Below are 19,889 nucleotides of genomic sequence, written 5' to 3' on the forward strand. Positions count from 1 at the left end.
ATTAATTAGTCATATAGAATTATACCAACCTCGGGCACGTTCTTGCATCAATTTGCTTGTCGGACCACTTCATAATCACTATATGATTGCCTTCTGCTATGTTAATATACTATAAAGAAGGAACAAAAGTTCAGTTGAAGGAGCGGGCATATGAATACAGGGAATAATGACTATTCACACCTCAAAGAGGAAATCACCTCTTCAGAGAGAGTATTTGACGGCAAAGTCATCAAGGTCGACCATAGCAGGGTAAAACTGCCTGATGGCGCGAGTGCTAACAGGGAAATCGTATATCACAAGGGTGCTGTAGCACTTGTAGCAGTTGCAGATGATGAAATGTATTTCGTCCGCCAATACAGGGTAGCAACGGATGACTTCCTGCTTGAAATTCCTGCAGGGAAGATCGAAGTGGGGGAAGCGCCTGATGAAACAGCGGTAAAGGAACTCAAGGAAGAAATCGGCGGTGTTGCAGAGACACTTCGGAAAATCCACGGATTCTACGTTTCTCCAGGCTTCTCGAATGAATATGTTCATCTGTATGAAGCGGATGATCTGACGATCGATAAGCAGGCGCTCGATGACGATGAGTTTCTGGACATCGTCAAAATCAGGCTGTCCGACCTGCCCGCACAGCTCGAGAATGGTGCCTTCCAGGATGCCAAAACGGTGATCGGTGTACAGTACGTCATAGCGAAGTTTAATTTATAATGATTATAAATACCTTTTAATAATGCGCCAAATTAGTTATAATGTTTGTGATTATCAAACAAAGTAGGTGAACACGTGGAAAACAGGATTCAGAGAATCAAAGAAGCACTGCAGGAGGCCCAGTACAAGCTGACACCCCAGCGAGAGGTGACAGTCAAGGTCCTGCTCGAGAATGAACGTGATCATCTGAGTGCAGAAGACGTCTTTCTCAAAGTGAAGGACAAATATCCGGAAATCGGGTTGGCCACGGTCTACCGCACACTCGAGCTGCTGAGTGAACTCAAGATTCTCGATAAAATCAACTTCGGCGATGGGGTCAGCCGCTATGATCTCAGGAAAGAAGGCGCCAAACATTTCCACCATCACCTCGTATGCATGGAATGCGGAGCTGTAGAGGAGATAGAAGAAGATCTGCTGGAAGATGTAGAGAAGATTGTAGAAAAGGAATACAACTTCAAGGTGATGGATCACCGTCTTACTTTTCATGGCATATGCGGCAATTGCCAGAGCAAGAAGGACTAGCCCATGAAAATTGAAGATCATACAGAGGAATATCTCCTTTTTCTAAGTGTTGAAAAAGGCTTGAGCCAGTCATCCATCAGTTCCTATCGTCAGGATCTCATGCAGTATGCGGCTTTTCTTTTGGAAAAAGACATTGCGGATGCCTCGCATATCGAGACGGAAATTCTGATCGATTTTCTGAAGAATATGCGTGAATCAGGTAAAAGTGCCAAGACCATTTCACGCATGCAGTCCACATTGAAAAACTTCCATCAGTTTCTGGTCAATGACAACATCACTTCCCACAACCCCGCACTCAGGCTCCATTCGATCAAGGAAGCCAAAAAGCTGCCGGTATATTTGACAGTGGAAGAGATGGAGCGGCTTTTATCCACTCCGGACACTTCGACTTCAGGCATGAGAGACAAGGCGATGATGGAGCTGCTCTATGCTTCAGGGCTTCGTGTAAGTGAACTGATCGACATCAGGATTACGGATCTGAATGCAGAAATGGGCTTCATCCGCATCATGGGCAAGGGGAGCAAGGAGAGGATTGTTCCCATTACGGATTATGTGGGCAGACTGCTCAGGGACTACATTTCAGAAGCACGGATGGCGCTGCTCAAGGAAGATGATACGGATGTACTCTTTCTTACAAATCGTGGCAAGGGATTCACACGGCAAGGCTTATGGAAAACAATCAAGAAATACGAGCTTCAGAGCGGTATCGGCAAAAACATCACCCCGCATACATTCAGGCACTCGTTCGCCACACACCTTGTGGAGAATGGCGCCGACCTCCGGGCAGTCCAGGAGATGCTTGGCCACTCGGATATCAGCACGACCCAGATCTACACGCAGATTTCTGCTGTCAAGATCAGAGAAATGTATAAAAAATTCCACCCCAGAAAGTAGGAGATTCATATGTTCAAAAGAATACATCTGATTGTGCTGGATTCAGTCGGCATCGGTGCACAGCATGATGCTGCAGACTTCGGTGACAGTGGCGCGCATACATTGAAGCACACCCTGGAGAGCCACCCTGTCAAGCTGCCCAATCTTGCGCGCTATGGCCTCGGCTGCATCGATACGCTTCCAGGCGTCGAATGCCCCGACCAGCCTGAAGCCTTCTACAGCAAGATGAGTGAAGTTTCCCAAGGCAAGGATACGATGACCGGCCACTGGGAAATTGCAGGACTGAACATCAAAAAGCCATTCAAGGTCTACCCTGATGGCTTCCCGGAAGCACTGCTCGATCGGATTCGTGAAGCAACCGGCCGCGATATCATCGGCAACAAGCCGGCAAGCGGCACGGAAATCATCAAGGAGTATGGTGAACACCAGATGAAGACAGGCGACCTGATCGTCTATACATCCAATGACCCTGTGCTGCAGATTGCTGCACACGAAGACATCATTCCTCTGGATGAACTCTACACAATATGTGAGAAGGTCCGTGCAATGACGACAGACCCGGACTTCCTTGTCGGCCGCATCATCGCGCGACCATACGTCGGCGACTCCAAAGAGACCTTCAAACGCACTGAAAACAGGCACGACTATGCGCTTGAACCATTCGGAACAACAGTGCTGAACGCGCTTCAGGATAACGGCAATGACGTCATCGCAATCGGCAAGATCGATGATATATTCACAGGATCCGGCGTCACGGATGCAGTACGTACGAAGAATAATAGTGATGGGGTCGATAAGCTCCTCGAAGTGATGGACCGGGAATTTACTGGTCTATCTTTCCTGAACCTCGTTGACTTTGACGCACTTTATGGCCACAGACGCGATCCTGAAGGATACAGCAATGCGCTGAAAGCATTCGACGACCGCCTGCCTGAGTTGGAATCAAAGCTCACAGAAGATGACCTCCTGGTCATTACGGCAGACCACGGCAATGATCCGACATTTGAAGGCACGGATCATACGCGTGAATTTGTCCCACTGCTCATCAAACGCGGTGGCGACACGACATATGGTCCAATCAGGGATTCGGATACATTCAGTGACATCGCAGCAACAATTGCTGATAATTTCAAAATTGAATATGATACACATGGCGAAAGCCTGCTCAAGGACATTACATGAAGAATAAACATTTCACCTTCATTCTGATTGCTGTACTTGCCATCATCTGGGGCTTCGCATATTGGATCATTTTTCTATAGAAAACATCATCTGTGATGTTTTCTTTTTTTGATGGCCGCTTCCCTCTCCCGTATGACATCGGACCTGTCCCTCAGACGATGCTTGCAGACAACCGCTGCATCGCTCACAAAACGGTCTTCTGAATCTTTTCTGAATGCCTCGTACGTCATGCCACCGGCGTGTTCCCTATGGAGTGCCTGCCATATATGGTCGGTCAGCGGGAATTGCATAGGGGTGAATGCGTCATGAGGCATACGTGACAGCCGTTCATGCATCATGTCGATCAGGTCAACCGTCATCCCGAGTGCGCCCAGATCATATTCATTTTCATGATAAAGCAAGAGTGCACGTTCATAGGATTTCACAGCTCCTGGGATGTTTCCCCGGCGGTAATGATATTCTCCTGTCGCCAGGAGGATAAGGAAGACTTCGGCATCCTTTTTTGTGAACATGGGCTTTGATTTCCATGCTTCCTCCATGATTTCATGGCATTCGAAGTAATCTTGCTTTATAATGAGTTCGTTATAGAAATCCATGAGATGTAGCAGTTTCATACGATCGTCTCCTGATATTGAGGTAATTGGAATGAATGGTTATAAAGTACAGCTTGATGTGTTCGAGGGTCCGCTGGATCTGCTCCTGCACCTGATAAAAGAACTTGAAATTGATATTTATGATATCCCGATGAAAACTCTTACTCGTCAGTATATGGAATATATTGATGAAATGAAAGAGCTTGAAATCAATGTGGCAAGCGAGTATCTGGTAATGGCGAGTGAACTGCTCAAAATCAAGAGCCGGATGCTTCTTCCCGAGCCCTCCCATATGGAGGATGAGTATGAAGACCCGCGGGAGTCGCTGATGGAGCAGCTGATTGAATACCACAATTATAAGCAGTATGCCGAACAGCTGGCTGAACTGAAAGAGGAAAACGAAAAACTGTATATCAAGGCACCGCATGAATTCGAGGAGGCGGAGACGGACAACTCGCCACTCGACATTTCACTTGCGGATCTTGTTGCCGCCTATCAGAAGGTGAGTGCACGGGTTGCCGTCGATCGTCCAAAAAATATAACAATCCAGAGAGAGCCGGTCTCACGGGAAGCAGCCGAGACGTTTCTGCGTGACCGGTTTACACAAAAGCAAGTATTGAAACTCGACGAACTGTTCACTTTTTCCGAATCGAGGCCCAAAGTCGTTGCTGTATTCATCGTAATTCTGGAATATGTCAAGGACAGGAAGCTGGCGATACGGACAGATGCCGAGAATGATTTTGAGATTGAAAGGCTGTATGATTAATGGAGAAGATGGATATTATAGAAGGACTTTTGTATATTGCAGGAGATGTTGGTCTCTCGGAAGAACAGCTCATCATGCATGTCCCGATTACAAAAGCACAGCTCGACAGTACGCTTGAGAAATACGAGAAGCCTAATTTCACCATACAGAAGCACGGTGGAAAATACTTTTTGAAAACAACACAGCATATGGAAAAATACATCCAGAGGGTGCTTGATGACAGGCCGAGCCAGAAGCTGTCCCAGGCTTCTCTCGAGGTACTGTCGATCATCGCCTACAACCAGCCCGTATCCCGGGGAGATATCGAAGCATTGCGTGGCGTCGCCTCTGATGGGCCGGTATCCACTCTGCTCGGTAAAGGGTTGATCACCAAAAGGAATATGAACGAGGAGAGAGCTGTACACTTTGTAACGACAGACTACTTTCTGCAGCTTTTCGGACTTGCCGGTCTGGACGAGCTGCCGTCTCAGAAGGAAATTATGGAACAGGAAGAAATGGATCTATTTTTTGAAAATATGGAGGAGGAATATTAAATGGAAGAGATACGTTTACAGAAAGCAATTGCAAATAGTGGGGTGGCATCAAGAAGAAAAGCGGAGGTCATGATTACTGAAGGCCGCGTAAAGGTCAATGGCAAGACAGTCACGGAACTCGGTACGAAAGTCAAGGAGACGGACAAGGTCGAAGTCGATGGCATACCACTCAGCCAGGAGGAGAAGGTGCACATCCTCTACTACAAGCCGGCTGGTGAGATTTCGGCGGCTGAAGATGACAGAAACCGTCGCACAGTAGTGGACGCATTCGAAATGATGGATGTACGCCTCTATCCCGTCGGACGTCTCGACTATGAAACGTCGGGCATACTGATCATGACGAATGATGGCGAATTCACCCAGTACATGACCCACCCGAAATACGAGATGAGCAAGACATACCGCGTCAAGATCGACGGCATACTGAAACGCGAGGAACAGAAGCAGATGCGCCAGGGCATCAAGCTCGAGGATGGCATGACAGCGCCTGCAAACCTGAAGGTGATACGCGACAAGAATGACCGTCAGATGATTCTGGAACTGACGATCCATGAAGGGCGAAATCGCCAGGTCAGAAGAATGTTCGAACACTTTGGTCTCAGAGTAGTCAAACTGACGAGGATCAGCTACGACTTCCTGAACCTCAATGGACTGGCCGAAGGCGAATACAGATTCCTGAAACCGCACGAAGTGAAAAAACTGATTGCGAATGCCAAAGCGGAATAGACCGTCCCCAATTGTCATAATACTGTCATACAGGGCATTTTTATTAGATGCTATAATGTTAGACATGAATAAATGTACAGGCAGGTGAAAAATATGAAGGGACGTACACGCAACATCCTCAGGGTGAGCATCATCATTACAATTGCTCTGCTCATAGGGATTACGGTGTGGTTCAACCTGACTTCAGGAACCAAAGCTGTTGAAGTAGGCGACGAAGCTGTGGACTTCAGATTGACTACGCTCGACGGCCAGGAGGTCCAGCTATCCGAACTGACTGAGGACAAAGGTGTCATCCTGAACTTCTGGGGAACATGGTGCAAACCATGCCGGGAAGAAATGCCCGACATGAATGCAATCTATTCGGAAGGTCATGAAGACTATGAAATTGTCGCCGTCAATGTTGCGGAAAACGCACAGCAGATCCAGCAGTTCATTTCCGGACTCGATGCAGACCTTGAATTCACTATTGCATTGGACCAGTCGAGAAGCGTGACCGAAGCCTACAACATCGGGCCTCTTCCGACCACCATCGCTGTCAATAGGGAAGGTGTCGTCGTCAAGAAGCAGGAATATCAGCTCACCCCCGAAGATATTTCGTTATTTATCAGTGAAGCCACAGAATAGGATGAATGAGCAATGCAATTAAATCAAATCAAATGCGGATCATGTGGTCATGTCAATCCACCAGGCACCCAGCTGTGCCAATCCTGCGGTAAAATGATCGACAGCGATTATGATAAGAATAAAATCAAGGATCTGATGCGGTATGATGGCAGTGCCGTCAGATCGAAGGTCAGATCGAAAAGCGTCTTCGACAAGGTCTGGATATTCTTCACTTCCGTCAAAGTCGGAGTGTCGATCATACTGATCATCGCTATTGCTGCCGCCATCGGAACCATCTTCCCGCAGGAATATTTCATTCCAATCGGTGTCGATGCAGGAGAATACTATCAGGAGAACTACGGCAGCCTCGGCTACCTGTACTATTCCCTCGGGTTCCATAACCTCTATTCTTCATGGTGGTTCCTCATACTGAACGGTATGCTGGCATTCTCCATCATTGCGGCAAGCATCGACCGGGGCGTCCCACTTTTCAAGTCCCTTCATAAGCAGCGTGTAAAAAAGCATGACAGCTTTTTCAGAAGGCAGAGGCTCTATCTTGCAGAAGATGGCGCAGCAGATACCGGCGCACTCATCGGGGCATTCAGAAAAAAAAGGTATAAGGTCAAACAGGATGGCGGCAACTACCTTCTTGAAAAAGGAAGGCTTTCCCGCTACGGTCCCTACATCAACCATACAGGTCTGATCATACTGCTCTTCGGCAGCATGCTGAGGTTTTTCCCGGGCATGTACGTAGACGAACTTGTCCACATCAATGAAGGCGAGACCGAAGAGCTGCCGACGACAAATGGACAGTACTATGTGAAGAACGAAGCATTCACTCTGGATACCTACGATGAGAATGACAATGAAGTGTTCGAACAGGCACTAGACAGCAACACCCAGGTCATCAGTAATTTCCAGACTGATATCACTTTCTATGAAAATAATAGTGCGGACATAGTCGGCGCCCCGTCGGACCTTGAAAAGGTGGAGGACTACAGTATACGAGTCAATCATCCATACCGTTTCGGCAATTACGAGCTGTACCAGTCCAGCTATGATAATTCCCAACTCAAATCCATGACCTTCAGACTTGAAGATGCCGACGGCAACACGGTGGGTGAGAACTTTACAGTCAGCCTCCGGAATCCTGAGGAGAACTTTGAAGTCAGCGATGATGTTTCAGTAAACATGCGGGCGTACTCACCGGATTTTCTGGAAATTGCTGAAAATGGTACATTGGTATCAGCCACGCCTGTTCCAAGAAATCCAGCTTTCGTCTTCGAAGTTGCTGACGGCGCGGAAAGCGAACTCAGTCTGCTTCAGATCATGAACAGTACGGATATTACGGAAGGCAATGACTACAGCATCCGTTTTGTTTCTGCTGAAGAACATATGGCAAGTGTTCTGACACTGAAGAAGGATATGACAATTCCTTTCATTGCCACAGGATTCATCATTTTCCTGATCGGACTATTTACCGGATCCTATATCAATCACCGGAGAATCTGGATCAGATCTGAAGATGGTCTCATGCTAGCGGCACATACGAATAAGAACTACTTCGGCATGAAGCGGGAAATCAATGAAGTTCTTCGCTCCAATGGACTTGGAAAAGTCGAGGATAAACTGGATGATGAGGATAAAGACATAGACAAGGAGTAATAATATGGCATCTCAACTCGTATCAATCAGCAGTACTCTGCTGTACGTCGCATTCATACTGTATCTTGTCGCAATGCTTCCATTGGCGACAAGTATAAAATCAAAATCAAACAAGCCTGCCAAAATAGGCGTAGCAATGGTCATTATCGGTTTCATTCTGCAGATTTCCTATTTCGTCCTCAGATGGATTGCACAAGGGCACGCCCCTGTATCGAACATGTATGAATTCATCACCATGTTCGCAATCATGATCGTCGCCGGATACCTGATCACTTATTTCTATTTCAGGACAAATCTCTTTGGACTGTTCGCCTTGCCGCTATCCATGCTGCTCATGGCATACGGCAGTATGTTCTCACGTGAAGTGGAACCGCTGATTCCTGCACTGCAGAGCAGCTGGCTTGCCATCCACGTCATTACGGTGACACTTGCTTATGGTATACTGTCAATGAGCGCAGTTGCTGGTCTGATCTACCTTCTGAAGGCAGTCCCAGCGACTGAGAAATCATGGCGTGCCCGTTTCCTGGAAGCGATCATGGCAGGCATCATCACAGTCATCGTCTTTATCGCGACAACAATGATCATGGAAAATGTCGTCGGCTATCAGGATGATTTCCTCTATACTGATAAGCAGGGACAGAACCAGGTGGCGGAATACCATCTGCCGAGCCTGGTCAATTTTGAAGGTGCAGTCGCAGTCGAACATACAGGTGATAACAACTACGAGGAAGCCGAGCACTTCCATACAGGAATCAATCTGCCACCACTCATTGATTCCCAGAAGCTCAATACCGTCATATGGTCGATCATTCTTGGCGCCATCATCTATGGCATCACCCGTCTCATACTGAGAAGGCGCATCATCGCAGTACTGAAGCCATGGTCCAACAAAGCCGACCTCAACCTGATGGATGAAATCGGCTATCGTTCAGTAATCATCGGTTTCCCGATCTTTGCACTCGGCGGCATATTCTTTGCATCCATCTGGGCACAGATTGCCTGGAGCAGATTCTGGGGATGGGATCCGAAGGAAACATGGGCGTTCATCACATTCATGTTCTATACGATATTCCTTCACCTGCGACTCAACAGAGGGTATGAGGGCGAGAAGTCGGCATGGCTCGCCATCATCGGCATCCTGATCATCATTTTCAACCTGATTGCCATCAACCTGCTGGTTGCAGGCCTGCACTCCTACGCATAATATGAAAAGAGGGTTCATATGTCTGAAAAAATTCTCATAGTGGATGATGAAGATCGCATCAGAAAACTGCTCAACATGTATCTGGTGCGGGAAGGCTACGAAATTACTGAAGTGGATAATGGAGAAGATGCCCTTGAGCTCGCATTGGAACAGGATTTCCACTGCATACTGCTGGATCTGATGATGCCCAGGATGGATGGCATTGAAATGGCGAAGCGTCTTAGAACCCAGAAATCCACTCCGATCATCATGCTGACTGCAAAAGGTGAGGAGAACAACCGGGTGGAAGGCTTTGAAGTGGGGGCGGATGACTATATTGTCAAACCTTTCTCACCAAGAGAAGTGGTCCTCCGGGTAAAGGCCATCCTTCGCCGTTCTTCGGAGACAGCATTCATCGAAGCCGATTCATCGACAAAAGATATCATCGTCTATGATCACCTTGTCATCGACAACGATGCCCACAGGGTACTCGCTGAAGATGTCAAAGTGAATCTGACACCAAAGGAATACGAACTCCTGCTGTTTCTGGCCCGCAGTCCCGATAAGGTGTTCGACCGGGAGGAACTGCTCAGGGAAGTCTGGCACTATGACTTCTATGGAGATCTGAGAACTGTGGATACACATGTGAAACGACTTCGGGAGAAGCTCAATAAAGTCTCTCCGGAAGCAAGTGAAATGATCCATACTGTGTGGGGCATCGGATACAAGTTCGAGGTCAATGAATAATGCGTGTCATTAACAGCATCGTTACAAAACTGTGGTTGACTATCATTCTGATAGTAACGACAGTTTTAATTATATTATCGGTCATTTTAAGCATGTATTTCCGCAATTACGTACTCAATTCCACAGAAACACTGCTCAATGAGGAAATCTCACGCCTTGAGGAAATTGTGCTCGCAGAACATGATATCGAAGATATGGATTCGGTTCTGCTCCGTGAAGACAATCTGATTTTCTATACTGAAGGCAGAATGATCTCCCACCAGTCTGCTGCCGATGAAGCGATCTATCAGCGGATAATGGACGGAGAGGGGACGGGAACTACATTCATCCTGGAAGATGTCTACAATCACGACTACATGGTCAAAGTCTCGAACTTGAGCAGCTACTTTGATAGCGATGTTGCCCTGATCAAGTACAGGGACCTCGAAGATATCAACCAGTCCATGCGGGCTGTTACAATCATCATCATCGGCAGTGCATTTGTACTGTTTCTGATAACGACTTCATTTGCATTCTTTCTGATCAACAGGATTACAAGGCCGCTGATCAATCTCCGAAGTGCCGCATTTTCAACAGCCAAAGGGAACTATAATACGCTGGAAGTGAAAAGCAGGGATGAGATCGGGGAACTTACGCTTGCATTCAACAAGATGAATAATGACATCAAGCATAATATTTCGGAGATCACTCATGAACGGAATTTGCGTGAACAGATATTCACCTACATGAATGAAGGTGTCCTGTACTATAACGGAGATGCAGAACTGATATACAGCAACCAGAAAGGACACGAACTCCATGAGCTGATTCGCCAGCATCAGTCGGAATCGGCGCGCTTCACTGAGAATATCAGGGAGATTGCCAAAAACCGTGAATCCGCCATCGAGAGGATGGAGATGGAGTCGCGTCATCTGCAGTTCTCCTATACACCGGTCGAAGAAGGCGATGTCGTGTACGGTGTCATACTGCTGGTCAAGGATATTACTGAAGAGGTCGGTACAGAGAAGATGCGCTCCGAGTTCATCGCCAATGTGTCCCACGAACTTAAAACACCGATGGTCATGCTGAGCGGCTACTCCGAAGCACTGCTCGATGATATCGTCACCGATCCTGCCGAAATCAAGGAGATGATCGGCATCATCAAGGATGAATCGGACCGCATGAATACAATGGTCAATGAGCTGATCACCATCGCACGCATGGACAGCCGATCCGACTTTTTTCATATAGAGAAGAATGACTTCGGTCAGCTTCTTGATAAGCTGGCAAGCCGTTTCAGGCATGAAATGAGCGACAACGGCATAAAGTTCGCCATCAATGCCAATAATGACGACATGGTTTTCGACTTCGACTATGACAAGCTGAGCCAGGTGTTCACAAATCTCCTGGACAACGCAATCCGCTATACATCAGAAGGGGATTATATTACCATCAATGTAGACAGGACGGAACGCTACTTTGTCATCAATGTGACGGATACGGGTACAGGCATCCGTACAGAGCATCAGAAGCGCATATTCGAACGCTTCTACAAGGTGGATGAATCCAGGACACGTGGCCAGCATGGTACAGGTCTCGGGCTTTATATAGTCAAAAGCATCATCCATCGGCACAATGGCTCGATAGAGCTCGATAGCACATTCGGCAAAGGAACCACTTTCCGGATCACTCTACCAAAAAAACACACAGAGGAATGATGCGCATGAAAAGAAAAAGTCTGGAAAGATTGATAATCATAAGTATTCTGGCGGCACTGTCGTTCATACTCATGCTCATCCAGTTTCCAATTCCATTTCTGCCACCTTTCCTGACTGTCGATTTTTCCGATATACCAGCATTCATCGGCTTCATCATTTTCGGTGGTGGGGCAGGTGCGCTCATCATCATCATGAAAATCGTCCTGTATGGACTGCTGATGGCAAGTGAGCCGATCGGTCCACTGTCGAACATGCTTGCAGCATTCTCTCTTCTGCTGCCGATATATTTCATTTATGCAAAATATCGGACCAGACGTTCTCTGATTGCCGGTTTCGTGACAGGCATCATCGTCCTCACAGTCATGATGGCTGTATTGAACTATTTTGTCCTGCTGCCGATGTACGGCATCATCATCGACCAGTCGGATCTTGTGGCGAATATACGTGCCGTAGTAACAGCAGGCATCATACCTTTCAATCTGATAAAAGGGACGCTCGTATGTCTTGTGGCATATGTTGTATATGTAAAAGTGATTCCGAAACTTTCGAAATAAATGAAGCGTGCCATCGGGAGCCGTAGTTCCCGATGGCACGCTTTCTATTCATTCATATTTCAATGCGTCTCCATCAAATGGCTGGTCTTCAACTTTGATCGAATCTGTTGGACAGCCATCGAACGCATCCTCCATATCTTCAAGCAGTTCGTTCGGAACCGCCATCGTTCCCTGGTTATCATCCAGGATGACATAGGCAATCCCGTCATCATCATAATCATATATATCAGGCGCCGCTGCGCCGCATGCACCACATGCAATGCAGGTATCCATATCAACAATCGTATATTTCTTTCCGCTCACTATTTTCACCTCTCAACCATTTCTTCCCCTTCATTTTACGGCTATTCAGGTTATAATTCAATTATATTCAGTTCCGGCAGTGACAATACGACCTTAGTCGTAAAGCAACAGCACTCCCTCTTTAAAATAAGCGGGAAACATACTATAATTGAAATGAAATATACAGTTTGAGGAGAATGTCCATGAAAGATGACTTCTATAAAGACATAGAACATAAACGTGCTTCGAAAGAAGAGAAGGACAAAAGTACCAAACAGCATTCTGAAGAACATAAGACGGAAGATAGGAATTTCAGCCGGGCTGAACGCCATAAGCCGAAGGAGAAAGATAAAGGCAGATCGAATGGCCAGCAGAATGAACGTCTTAAGGAATGGCGCCAGAAATTTGATAGAAACATCAATAAGGAAACTTTGGAAAAAGGGAAGGCGTTTTTTGCAGGCAAGCTGTCCTCATATAACAAAAGAGTCAGGGATGAACTCAAAGTATCAAAAGAAAAACTGTCGCAAGCCCGCCCAGCACGCAAGGTTACCCGGGACGGGGATGATGGTGGCGGAAGAAAAGGATTTACACCAACACTTATCGCAGGCATCCTGATCCTGCCTGTAACCATCATTCTTGGTGTCCTCATCATCAGCAACTTCTGGCCGACAGATGACACAAGTCCCGAGGTTGCAGATAATGCGGAAGAAACAACTGGAGCAGCACCGGAGGAAGCAGGGAATGATGACCTTCAGGACCAGAAGGCAGAGCTCGAGCGTGAGCTTGCCGAATCAAGAAATGAAACTGGTGGCGATGATCTGGGTACCGGCTCGGTTGAATTCGAATACAGCGAGGAAGAACAGTCCGAACTGGAAGCCGCAGCATCTACAGCCATAGAGGATAAGGCATCTGGAGAGGCAACGGATTCAAGTACCAGTGTAGTGGAAACCCCTGAAGAACCCACAGAGGAAACAGAAGTGACCACCGAAGAAGCACCGGAAGAAACAACAGAGGAACCGGCGGAAGAAACGACTGAAGAAGCACCGGAAAGCTCAGGTGGTACTACCCATGTCGTTCGTGGAGGCGATAATGTCTATCGTATCGCTTTGCGCTACTATGGCAGCGGCAGTGCAGAAAACGTCAGCAAGATACTTGATGCCAATGGCGTCACTGCGGATTCACTATCAGTCGGACAGGAACTGGTCATTCCAGAATAGAAAGGTGTAGGACATGAAGCATATCGAAACAATCATCATAGGCGCAGGCCCATGCGGTCTGTCTACAGCCATAGAACTGCAGAACAGGAATATGGACTATCTGGTCATCGAAAAAGGAAATATTGTTGAAGCAATCTACAATTATCCGACCCACCAGACATTCTTCTCCTCAAGCGAGAAGCTTTCCATCGGAGAGTTTCCATTCATTACGGAACAGCATAAGCCGAAAAGAAACCAGGCGCTCGTCTACTATCGGGAAGTCGTCAAACATTTCAACCTTAATATCAATACCTACGAAGAAGTGACATCCGGACGCAGAGTAGAGGATACGTTCATTCTGGAGACTTCAAAAGGCAAGTACAGGTGCAGTAATCTTGTGATTGCGACCGGCTACTATGGCCAGCCGAACGCGCTTAATGTCCCAGGTGAACATAAGAGCAAGGTGCATCACTATTTCAAGGAAGCCCATCCTTTCTTCAATCAGAATGTACTGATCATCGGTGGAAAGAACTCCAGTGTCGATGCAGCTATTGAACTTGAAAAAGCCGGCAGTAATGTGACTGTCGTCTACCGTCAGGGTGCCTATTCAAAAAGTGTAAAGCCGTGGGTCCTGCCGCAATTCGATTCACTGGTCAAAAACGACAAAGTGGCGATGCATTTCAATACGGATGTTGTGGATATCAAGGATGGAAGTGTAGTACTTGAAAAAGAAGGCGAGACATTCGAAATCCCGAATGATCATGTATTCGCGATGATCGGGTATCATCCGGACTACCGTCTGCTGACATCCTTCGGTGTGGAACTGAACGAAAACAGCCATGGGGTTGCACCATTGCATGACAAGGAAACAATGGAGACAAATGTGGAGGGCCTGTATATTGCCGGAGTCATTGCCGCCGGCAATGATGCCAATACCATCTTCATAGAGAACGGAAGATTCCACGGTGGCGCAATTGCTAGTGATATACAAGAAAAAATAGTTGAACAATAACAAAGCCTGCGACCGATCCGGTCGCAGGCTTCTTTGACTTTAATGCTGGAATACTTCCACCAGTTCGTCACCTTCTATATCATTGCAGAGCGCAAGAAGCAGCTTGATGCGTGCTTTCTGTCCGTTGAGACCATTCGAGAAGATGACACCTCTCTGTTTCAGATCGTAGCCGCCGCCTTCATAATCATAGTAGCTGCCTACGATGCCGTTGAATGATCGTGAGACCAGTACTGTACTGATGCCTGCGTCAAGTACGCGTTTGAGTCCGCCGAGCGCACTGGGTGGAAGGTTTCCCTGGCCAAGCCCCTCGACCACCAGTCCATCATAGTCTGCCATCACCAGTGCATCGAAGAGGATATCATCCAGATCGGCATGCGCTTTGATCAGCCCGACCTTCCTGCCTGAATGGGCAGTGTCGAACTGGTCCTGCAGACTCACCTGATGGTGGAAATGGATCTCATCCTTCGTCAGTATGCCGATCGGACCATGGTTCGGACTCTGGAAAGTGGCAATATTCGATGTATGTGTCTTGGTGACGTTTCTGGCTGTATGTATCTCATCGTTGAAAACGACGAGTACACCCCTTGAATACGACTGGTCATCCATGGCTGCACGCAGACTCGATATGTAGTTGTACATGCCATCTGAGCCGATTTCATTGAAGGACCGCATCGCACCGGTGATGACGACAGGCTGGCTGATACTCAGCGTCAGATCGAGGAAGTAGGCAGTTTCCTCAAGTGTGTCTGTACCGTGTGTGACGACAAAGCCGTCATAGTCATCAACACCCTGAAGGATGATATCCCGGATGGCAATCATATCGTCCAGGGTCATATGGGGCGAAGGTTTCCTTACAGGGTATGACTCTTCGAGGTCGATATCAAGCAGATCTCTCTCCTCAAACTTGACCGGGTTATCTCCCACAGGATTGACCAGTCCCTGTGATGAGGACATGCTGATGGTCCCTCCGGTATGTATTGCCAGTATTTTTTTCTGCATATGACTTCCTCCTAAACGAATCTATAAAACTATGATAGAATAAACTGGAACAATGAACAAGGCGGGTTTATATGAAAAAGAAAATCAATATAGCAATTGATGGTCCTGCTGCAGCAGGCAAGAGTACGATTTCCAGACGTATTGCAGAAAGAATGGATTACATATACATCGACACCGGTGCGATGTACCGGGCTGTAACCCTGCATGTCATTCGTCATGGCAGGCAGGTTCTGGATGAACTGGACGACCTCGACATCCGTTTCGAAGCAGGGGGCACCACACTGTATCTGAATGGAGAGGATGTTACGGAAGACATCCGTACACAAGAAGTGACAAGTAGTGTAAGCGAGGTTTCAAGTCTGCCCGAGGTGAGACGCTATCTCGTTTCCATGCAGCAGAAGATCGCAGAGGACAAAGGCGTCGTCATGGACGGCAGGGATATCGGGACGACGGTTCTGCCCGAAGCCGAGCTCAAGATCTTCATGAAAGCATCCCCTGAAATACGTGCCAGACGCAGACTCAAGGAAGAGGAAGCCCGTGGGGTGGAAATAGATCTTGAAACGCTGACCACCCAGATCATCCGGAGGGATGACCTGGATATGAACAGGGAAATTTCACCGCTTGTGAAAGCCCACGATGCTGTCCTTCTCGATACGAGTCATATGGGCATAGCAGAAGTGGAGAACAAAATCATAAAAATGGCTTCAGACCTGTTGAGGGGAGATTAGAAATGCTATACGGCACAGTAAAGGCAATAGTAAAAAAGTACTACCAGGCAAGATTCAAAATCAGGGTGATCGGTGAAGACAGGATCCCGGCAGAGGGACCTGTACTCATCTGCAGCAACCACACATCACTCTATGATCCTCCACTGATTGCCGTCAGTGTAAAACGCGAGATGTCATTTTTCGCGAAATCGGAACTGTTCAAGATTCCTGTTCTGGGCAATGTGATCAGGCGTCTGAATGCAGTACCTGTCGAACGGGGGAAAAGTGATCGGGCAGCGCTCAAGAAATCCATTGAAGTGCTCGGAGACGGCAGCATGCTCCTTGTCTTCCCGGAAGGCGGCAGAAATAAATCCGGTACACTCAAGGACCTTCAGCAGGGTGCAAGCTTCCTTGCAGTGAAATCGGAAGCGCAGATTGTACCGGCTGCCATCAAAGGCAGCTATGACAGAAAAAAGGGTGTTACGATCGTGTTCGGCAAACCCATTGATACAAAGTCGCTGATTGAGGCAGGACGAAATCGCAAGGATATTACGGAAAATATTAAAGATGGCATCAACAATCTTCTTATTTCCGGTTAATTACTTGACAAATTATTATATTTATAAGAAGTTAGGTATATACACTTTATAGTAATGTAATTGGAGGCAGGCATATGACGACTGAAAATACTGTGAACGAAGAAAACAATGAAGAACTGAATGAGGAAGTGAACACTTCCGAAGAAACGGGTACAAACACTTCTAGCGCGTTTGAAATCGGTGATACTGTAAGAGGTACGGTTTACAAGATAGAAGACAAATTTGTCAAAGCACACATCGAGGATTCCGATTTTGAAGGTATTGTTCCAATCAGCCAACTGACGAACAAGAGAATCGAACGCCCTGAAGAGATCGTTTCCGAAGAAGACACGATCGAAGGCATAGTCATCAAAGTTGAAAATGAAGAAGATCGCAAAAATGTCATATTCTCCATCAGAAAGCTTGATGAGTCCAACGCTTATGACAGCCTGCAATCAGCAAAGGATAATGACGAAACAATTACAGGAACAGTGATGGAAGTCGTTAAAGCTGGACTTGTTGTGGATGTTGGTGTCAGAGGATTCATCCCTGCATCACTGCTGTCCGACGCTTATATCGAAGATCTTGACCAGTTTGAAGGACAGGAACTCGAAGTCAAAGTTGAAGATATCGAACCTGAAAAAAACCGCGTCATCCTGAACCGCAAGCGTATCGTGGAAGCTGAAAAGACAGAAGAGCGCAAGAAGCAGCTTGAATCTCTTGAAGCAGGAAGCATTGTGGAAGGCGAGGTTGTAAGAATCACCACTTTCGGTGCATTCATCAATCTTGGCGAAGTCGATGGACTGGCCCACATTTCCGAGCTCGATTACAGCAGAGTTGAAAAAGTTGAAGATGCAGTCAGTATCGGTGATAAAGTGCAGGTCAAAATTCTTGATGTGGATCCTGAACAGGAAAGAATCAGTCTTTCCCTGAAACAGGCTCAAGCAAGTCCTTTTGATTCATTCCTCAATGCACATTCCGAAGGCGAGGTCCTGGAAGGTACAGTCAAGAGACTTGTTGACTTCGGTGCATTTGTTGAAGTGGCATCCGGTGTGGAAGGTCTTGTCCACGTATCCGAAATCAGCCACGAACATGTTGCAACACCGTCCGACGTGCTGAAAGAGGGTCAGACAGTTTCTGTCAAGATCCTTTCCCTGAACGAAGACTCCGAGAAAGTTTCGCTTTCAATCAAGGAGACTTCAGACAGACCAGCCAGAGAAGAACAGGGTAAAGTATACCGCGATGATACCGAAGATGATGGTCCGACTCTCGGAGATGTTTTCGGAGATCGTTTCAAAGACCTGGATATCTAGAACGACTTCAAATTCAATATGTCATCAACTGATAAAGAGCGATAAGTATCGCTCTTTATTTTATTTTTGTGTTAAAATGATTTTAAATATAGGAGGTAGTCCATGTATAAACCAACAATAGCCGTGGTAGGGAGACCGAACGTCGGAAAATCTACTTTGTTCAACCGCATCATCGGTGAAAGAAAAGCAATTGTAGAAGATTCCCCAGGCGTTACGAGAGACCGTCTTTATGCTCCTGGCGACTGGCTTAATTACGAGTTCAATGTCATCGATACTGGTGGGATTGAAATTAAAGATGAACCGTTCCAGGAACAGATTAAAATGCAGGCCGAAATAGCAATACTGGAGGCTGACGTGATCATCATGATCACCAATGGCCGGGAAGGCGTGACAGAGGATGACCTCTTCGTTGCACGTATTCTCCAGAAATCCAAAAAACCGGTTGTGCTTGCAGTAAACAAAATAGATAACTTTGAAATGCGAAATGACATATATGAATTCTACCAGCTTGGAATCGGAGATCCTTTCCCGGTTTCAGGTTCGCACGGACTCGGACTTGGGGATGTTCTGGATGAGGCAGTTGAACATTTCAAGAACCTTGAAACAGAAGAGGAAGAAAATGATTCAGTCAGAGTTTCCCTGATCGGTCGGCCGAACGTCGGTAAATCAAGCCTTGTCAATGCGATTCTCGGTGAAGAGAGGGTAATTGTCTCCGATATCGCCGGGACAACCAGAGATGCAATCGATACCGATTATTTCTATAATGACGAGCATTATACGCTTGTAGATACAGCAGGAATGCGCAAGCGGGGCAAAGTGTATGAAGCGACAGAGAAGTATTCCGTTCTGCGGGCGACCCGCGCAATTGAACGCTCGGACGTTGTCCTTGTCGTCATTAACGGTGAAGAGGGCATCATCGAGCAGGATAAGCGCATTGCCGGACTGGCCCATGAAGCCGGCCGTGCAGTCGTCATCGTCGTCAACAAGTGGGATGCAGTGGAAAAAGATGAGAAGACGATGAAGAAGTTTGAAGATAAAGTGAGGCAGGAATTCCAGTTTCTCGACTACGCGCCGATTACATTCGTCTCAGCATTGAAGAAAACACGCATGACAACACTGTTCCCACTGATCAGCCTTGTCAATGAGTCCCATAAAAAACGTGTACAGTCCAGTACATTGAATGAAGTGCTTGTCGACAGTGTCAGCATGAATCCGACTCCTACTGATAACGGCGGCCGCAGACTGAGCATCTATTACGGTACCCAGGTCAGTACAGCGCCACCGACTTTCGTTCTTTTTGTCAATGATGTGGAACTGATGCACTTCAGCTACCGGAGATATTTGCAGAACCAGCTGAGAAAGGCTTTTGACTTCACCGGTACTCCAATACACATTCTCAGTAGGAAAAGAAATTAGGAGGGTGCAGTCC

22 protein-coding genes are annotated in these 19,889 nt (G+C 47.0%); 19 read left to right on the plus strand and 3 right to left on the minus strand.

The window, feature by feature from the left end; all coding sequences use genetic code 11:
• Positions 1-150 precede the first annotated feature (150 nt).
• The 4 genes from GQ671_RS02865 to deoB all read left to right on the plus strand — a co-directional run bounded on the left by GQ671_RS02865 (position 151) and on the right by deoB (position 3,306).
• Complete coding sequence (locus GQ671_RS02865) at positions 151-708, plus strand: NUDIX hydrolase (protein WP_160652404.1); 558 nt, start codon at positions 151-153, stop codon at positions 706-708.
• Positions 709-783: 75 nt separating this feature from the next.
• Entirely contained in the window at positions 784-1,230 is a 447-nt protein-coding gene (fur, locus tag GQ671_RS02870) for a ferric iron uptake transcriptional regulator (RefSeq protein ID WP_160652407.1), read from the plus strand.
• Positions 1,231-1,239: 9 nt separating this feature from the next.
• Positions 1,240-2,124, plus strand: coding sequence for a site-specific tyrosine recombinase XerD (gene xerD / locus GQ671_RS02875; RefSeq protein WP_160653518.1), 885 nt, complete (start codon positions 1,240-1,242; stop codon positions 2,122-2,124).
• A gap of 9 nt (positions 2,125-2,133) precedes the next feature.
• Positions 2,134-3,306, plus strand: coding sequence for a phosphopentomutase (gene deoB / locus GQ671_RS02880; protein WP_160652410.1), 1,173 nt, complete (start codon positions 2,134-2,136; stop codon positions 3,304-3,306).
• Between the two features lie 86 nt (positions 3,307-3,392).
• Here the strand turns inward: deoB and GQ671_RS02885 are convergent, their stop codons facing one another.
• The gene (locus GQ671_RS02885) at positions 3,393-3,920 is read right to left on the minus strand and encodes a DUF309 domain-containing protein (protein ID WP_160652413.1); all 528 of its coding nucleotides are present in this window, start codon (positions 3,918-3,920) and stop codon (positions 3,393-3,395) included.
• 31 nt (positions 3,921-3,951) lie between these two features.
• Between GQ671_RS02885 and GQ671_RS02890 the strand changes: the two genes are divergently transcribed.
• From GQ671_RS02890 to GQ671_RS02930, 9 genes are all read left to right on the plus strand, one after another.
• Positions 3,952-4,665 carry a segregation and condensation protein A gene (locus GQ671_RS02890; RefSeq protein WP_160652416.1) on the plus strand — a complete coding sequence of 238 codons (714 nt, stop codon included), beginning with the start codon at positions 3,952-3,954 and terminating at the stop codon, positions 4,663-4,665.
• Positions 4,665-5,198 carry an SMC-Scp complex subunit ScpB gene (gene scpB / locus GQ671_RS02895; protein ID WP_160652419.1) on the plus strand — a complete coding sequence of 178 codons (534 nt, stop codon included), beginning with the start codon at positions 4,665-4,667 and terminating at the stop codon, positions 5,196-5,198. Before GQ671_RS02890 ends, scpB begins: the two co-directional genes overlap by 1 nt.
• On the plus strand, positions 5,199-5,924 hold the full coding sequence (locus GQ671_RS02900) for a pseudouridine synthase (protein WP_160652422.1): 726 nt from the start codon (positions 5,199-5,201) through the stop codon (positions 5,922-5,924). It abuts the gene before it with no gap.
• Between the two features lie 93 nt (positions 5,925-6,017).
• Positions 6,018-6,548, plus strand: coding sequence for a redoxin domain-containing protein (locus tag GQ671_RS02905; RefSeq protein ID WP_160652425.1), 531 nt, complete (start codon positions 6,018-6,020; stop codon positions 6,546-6,548).
• Between the two features lie 12 nt (positions 6,549-6,560).
• Positions 6,561-8,192 (plus strand): cytochrome c biogenesis protein ResB, encoded by a 1,632-nt coding sequence (locus GQ671_RS02910; protein WP_160652428.1) that lies wholly within the window; start codon positions 6,561-6,563, stop codon positions 8,190-8,192.
• A gap of 4 nt (positions 8,193-8,196) precedes the next feature.
• Positions 8,197-9,396 (plus strand): c-type cytochrome biogenesis protein CcsB, encoded by a 1,200-nt coding sequence (ccsB, locus tag GQ671_RS02915; RefSeq protein WP_160652431.1) that lies wholly within the window; start codon positions 8,197-8,199, stop codon positions 9,394-9,396.
• 18 nt (positions 9,397-9,414) lie between these two features.
• Positions 9,415-10,122, plus strand: coding sequence for a response regulator transcription factor (locus tag GQ671_RS02920; protein ID WP_160652434.1), 708 nt, complete (start codon positions 9,415-9,417; stop codon positions 10,120-10,122).
• Positions 10,123-10,214: 92 nt separating this feature from the next.
• Entirely contained in the window at positions 10,215-11,819 is a 1,605-nt protein-coding gene (locus tag GQ671_RS02925) for an ATP-binding protein (protein ID WP_246153106.1), read from the plus strand.
• A gap of 5 nt (positions 11,820-11,824) precedes the next feature.
• Positions 11,825-12,373 (plus strand): ECF transporter S component, encoded by a 549-nt coding sequence (locus GQ671_RS02930; protein WP_160652440.1) that lies wholly within the window; start codon positions 11,825-11,827, stop codon positions 12,371-12,373.
• 48 nt (positions 12,374-12,421) lie between these two features.
• Here the strand turns inward: GQ671_RS02930 and GQ671_RS02935 are convergent, their stop codons facing one another.
• Complete coding sequence (locus tag GQ671_RS02935; protein WP_160653521.1) at positions 12,422-12,646, minus strand: 4Fe-4S domain-containing protein; 225 nt, start codon at positions 12,644-12,646, stop codon at positions 12,422-12,424.
• A gap of 212 nt (positions 12,647-12,858) precedes the next feature.
• Between GQ671_RS02935 and GQ671_RS02940 the strand changes: the two genes are divergently transcribed.
• Entirely contained in the window at positions 12,859-13,872 is a 1,014-nt protein-coding gene (locus GQ671_RS02940; RefSeq protein ID WP_160652443.1) for a LysM peptidoglycan-binding domain-containing protein, read from the plus strand.
• Between the two features lie 13 nt (positions 13,873-13,885).
• The gene (locus tag GQ671_RS02945; RefSeq protein WP_160652446.1) at positions 13,886-14,863 is read left to right on the plus strand and encodes a YpdA family putative bacillithiol disulfide reductase; all 978 of its coding nucleotides are present in this window, start codon (positions 13,886-13,888) and stop codon (positions 14,861-14,863) included.
• A gap of 39 nt (positions 14,864-14,902) precedes the next feature.
• On the opposite strand, the gene GQ671_RS02950 is transcribed toward GQ671_RS02945, so the two are convergent.
• Complete coding sequence (locus tag GQ671_RS02950) at positions 14,903-15,862, minus strand: asparaginase (RefSeq protein ID WP_160652449.1); 960 nt, start codon at positions 15,860-15,862, stop codon at positions 14,903-14,905.
• Between the two features lie 71 nt (positions 15,863-15,933).
• Here GQ671_RS02950 and cmk point away from each other — a divergent pair, with 71 nt between their 5' ends.
• From cmk to der, 4 genes are all read left to right on the plus strand, one after another.
• Positions 15,934-16,590 carry a (d)CMP kinase gene (gene cmk, locus GQ671_RS02955; RefSeq protein ID WP_160652452.1) on the plus strand — a complete coding sequence of 219 codons (657 nt, stop codon included), beginning with the start codon at positions 15,934-15,936 and terminating at the stop codon, positions 16,588-16,590.
• A gap of 2 nt (positions 16,591-16,592) precedes the next feature.
• Positions 16,593-17,168 (plus strand): lysophospholipid acyltransferase family protein, encoded by a 576-nt coding sequence (locus tag GQ671_RS02960; protein ID WP_160652455.1) that lies wholly within the window; start codon positions 16,593-16,595, stop codon positions 17,166-17,168.
• A 74-nt stretch (positions 17,169-17,242) separates the two neighbouring features.
• Entirely contained in the window at positions 17,243-18,460 is a 1,218-nt protein-coding gene (gene rpsA / locus GQ671_RS02965; RefSeq protein ID WP_160652458.1) for a 30S ribosomal protein S1, read from the plus strand.
• A 102-nt stretch (positions 18,461-18,562) separates the two neighbouring features.
• Entirely contained in the window at positions 18,563-19,876 is a 1,314-nt protein-coding gene (der, locus tag GQ671_RS02970) for a ribosome biogenesis GTPase Der (protein WP_160652461.1), read from the plus strand.
• Positions 19,877-19,889: the final 13 nt, after the last annotated feature.

The organism is Salinicoccus hispanicus (assembly GCF_009831115.1).
GTDB classification, from domain to species: domain Bacteria; phylum Bacillota; class Bacilli; order Staphylococcales; family Salinicoccaceae; genus Salinicoccus; species Salinicoccus hispanicus.

Bases quoted from the DNA above. Each gene is read 5' to 3' on its own strand.
- GQ671_RS02865 (WP_160652404.1), top strand. From the start codon at position 151: ATGAATACAGGGAATAATGACTATTCACACCTCAAAGAGGAAATCACC.
- deoB (WP_160652410.1), top strand. From the start codon at position 2,134: ATGTTCAAAAGAATACATCTGATTGTGCTGGATTCAGTCGGCATCGGT.
- GQ671_RS02885 (WP_160652413.1), bottom strand. From the start codon at position 3,920: ATGAAACTGCTACATCTCATGGATTTCTATAACGAACTCATTATAAAG.
- GQ671_RS02890 (WP_160652416.1), top strand. From the start codon at position 3,952: ATGAATGGTTATAAAGTACAGCTTGATGTGTTCGAGGGTCCGCTGGAT.
- scpB (WP_160652419.1), top strand. From the start codon at position 4,665: ATGGAGAAGATGGATATTATAGAAGGACTTTTGTATATTGCAGGAGAT.
- GQ671_RS02900 (WP_160652422.1), top strand. From the start codon at position 5,199: ATGGAAGAGATACGTTTACAGAAAGCAATTGCAAATAGTGGGGTGGCA.
- GQ671_RS02905 (WP_160652425.1), top strand. From the start codon at position 6,018: ATGAAGGGACGTACACGCAACATCCTCAGGGTGAGCATCATCATTACA.
- GQ671_RS02910 (WP_160652428.1), top strand. From the start codon at position 6,561: ATGCAATTAAATCAAATCAAATGCGGATCATGTGGTCATGTCAATCCA.
- ccsB (WP_160652431.1), top strand. From the start codon at position 8,197: ATGGCATCTCAACTCGTATCAATCAGCAGTACTCTGCTGTACGTCGCA.
- GQ671_RS02920 (WP_160652434.1), top strand. From the start codon at position 9,415: ATGTCTGAAAAAATTCTCATAGTGGATGATGAAGATCGCATCAGAAAA.
- GQ671_RS02925 (WP_246153106.1), top strand. From the start codon at position 10,215: ATGTATTTCCGCAATTACGTACTCAATTCCACAGAAACACTGCTCAAT.
- GQ671_RS02930 (WP_160652440.1), top strand. From the start codon at position 11,825: ATGAAAAGAAAAAGTCTGGAAAGATTGATAATCATAAGTATTCTGGCG.
- GQ671_RS02935 (WP_160653521.1), bottom strand. From the start codon at position 12,646: ATGGATACCTGCATTGCATGTGGTGCATGCGGCGCAGCGGCGCCTGAT.
- GQ671_RS02940 (WP_160652443.1), top strand. From the start codon at position 12,859: ATGAAAGATGACTTCTATAAAGACATAGAACATAAACGTGCTTCGAAA.
- GQ671_RS02945 (WP_160652446.1), top strand. From the start codon at position 13,886: ATGAAGCATATCGAAACAATCATCATAGGCGCAGGCCCATGCGGTCTG.
- GQ671_RS02950 (WP_160652449.1), bottom strand. From the start codon at position 15,862: ATGCAGAAAAAAATACTGGCAATACATACCGGAGGGACCATCAGCATG.
- cmk (WP_160652452.1), top strand. From the start codon at position 15,934: ATGAAAAAGAAAATCAATATAGCAATTGATGGTCCTGCTGCAGCAGGC.
- GQ671_RS02960 (WP_160652455.1), top strand. From the start codon at position 16,593: ATGCTATACGGCACAGTAAAGGCAATAGTAAAAAAGTACTACCAGGCA.
- rpsA (WP_160652458.1), top strand. From the start codon at position 17,243: ATGACGACTGAAAATACTGTGAACGAAGAAAACAATGAAGAACTGAAT.
- der (WP_160652461.1), top strand. From the start codon at position 18,563: ATGTATAAACCAACAATAGCCGTGGTAGGGAGACCGAACGTCGGAAAA.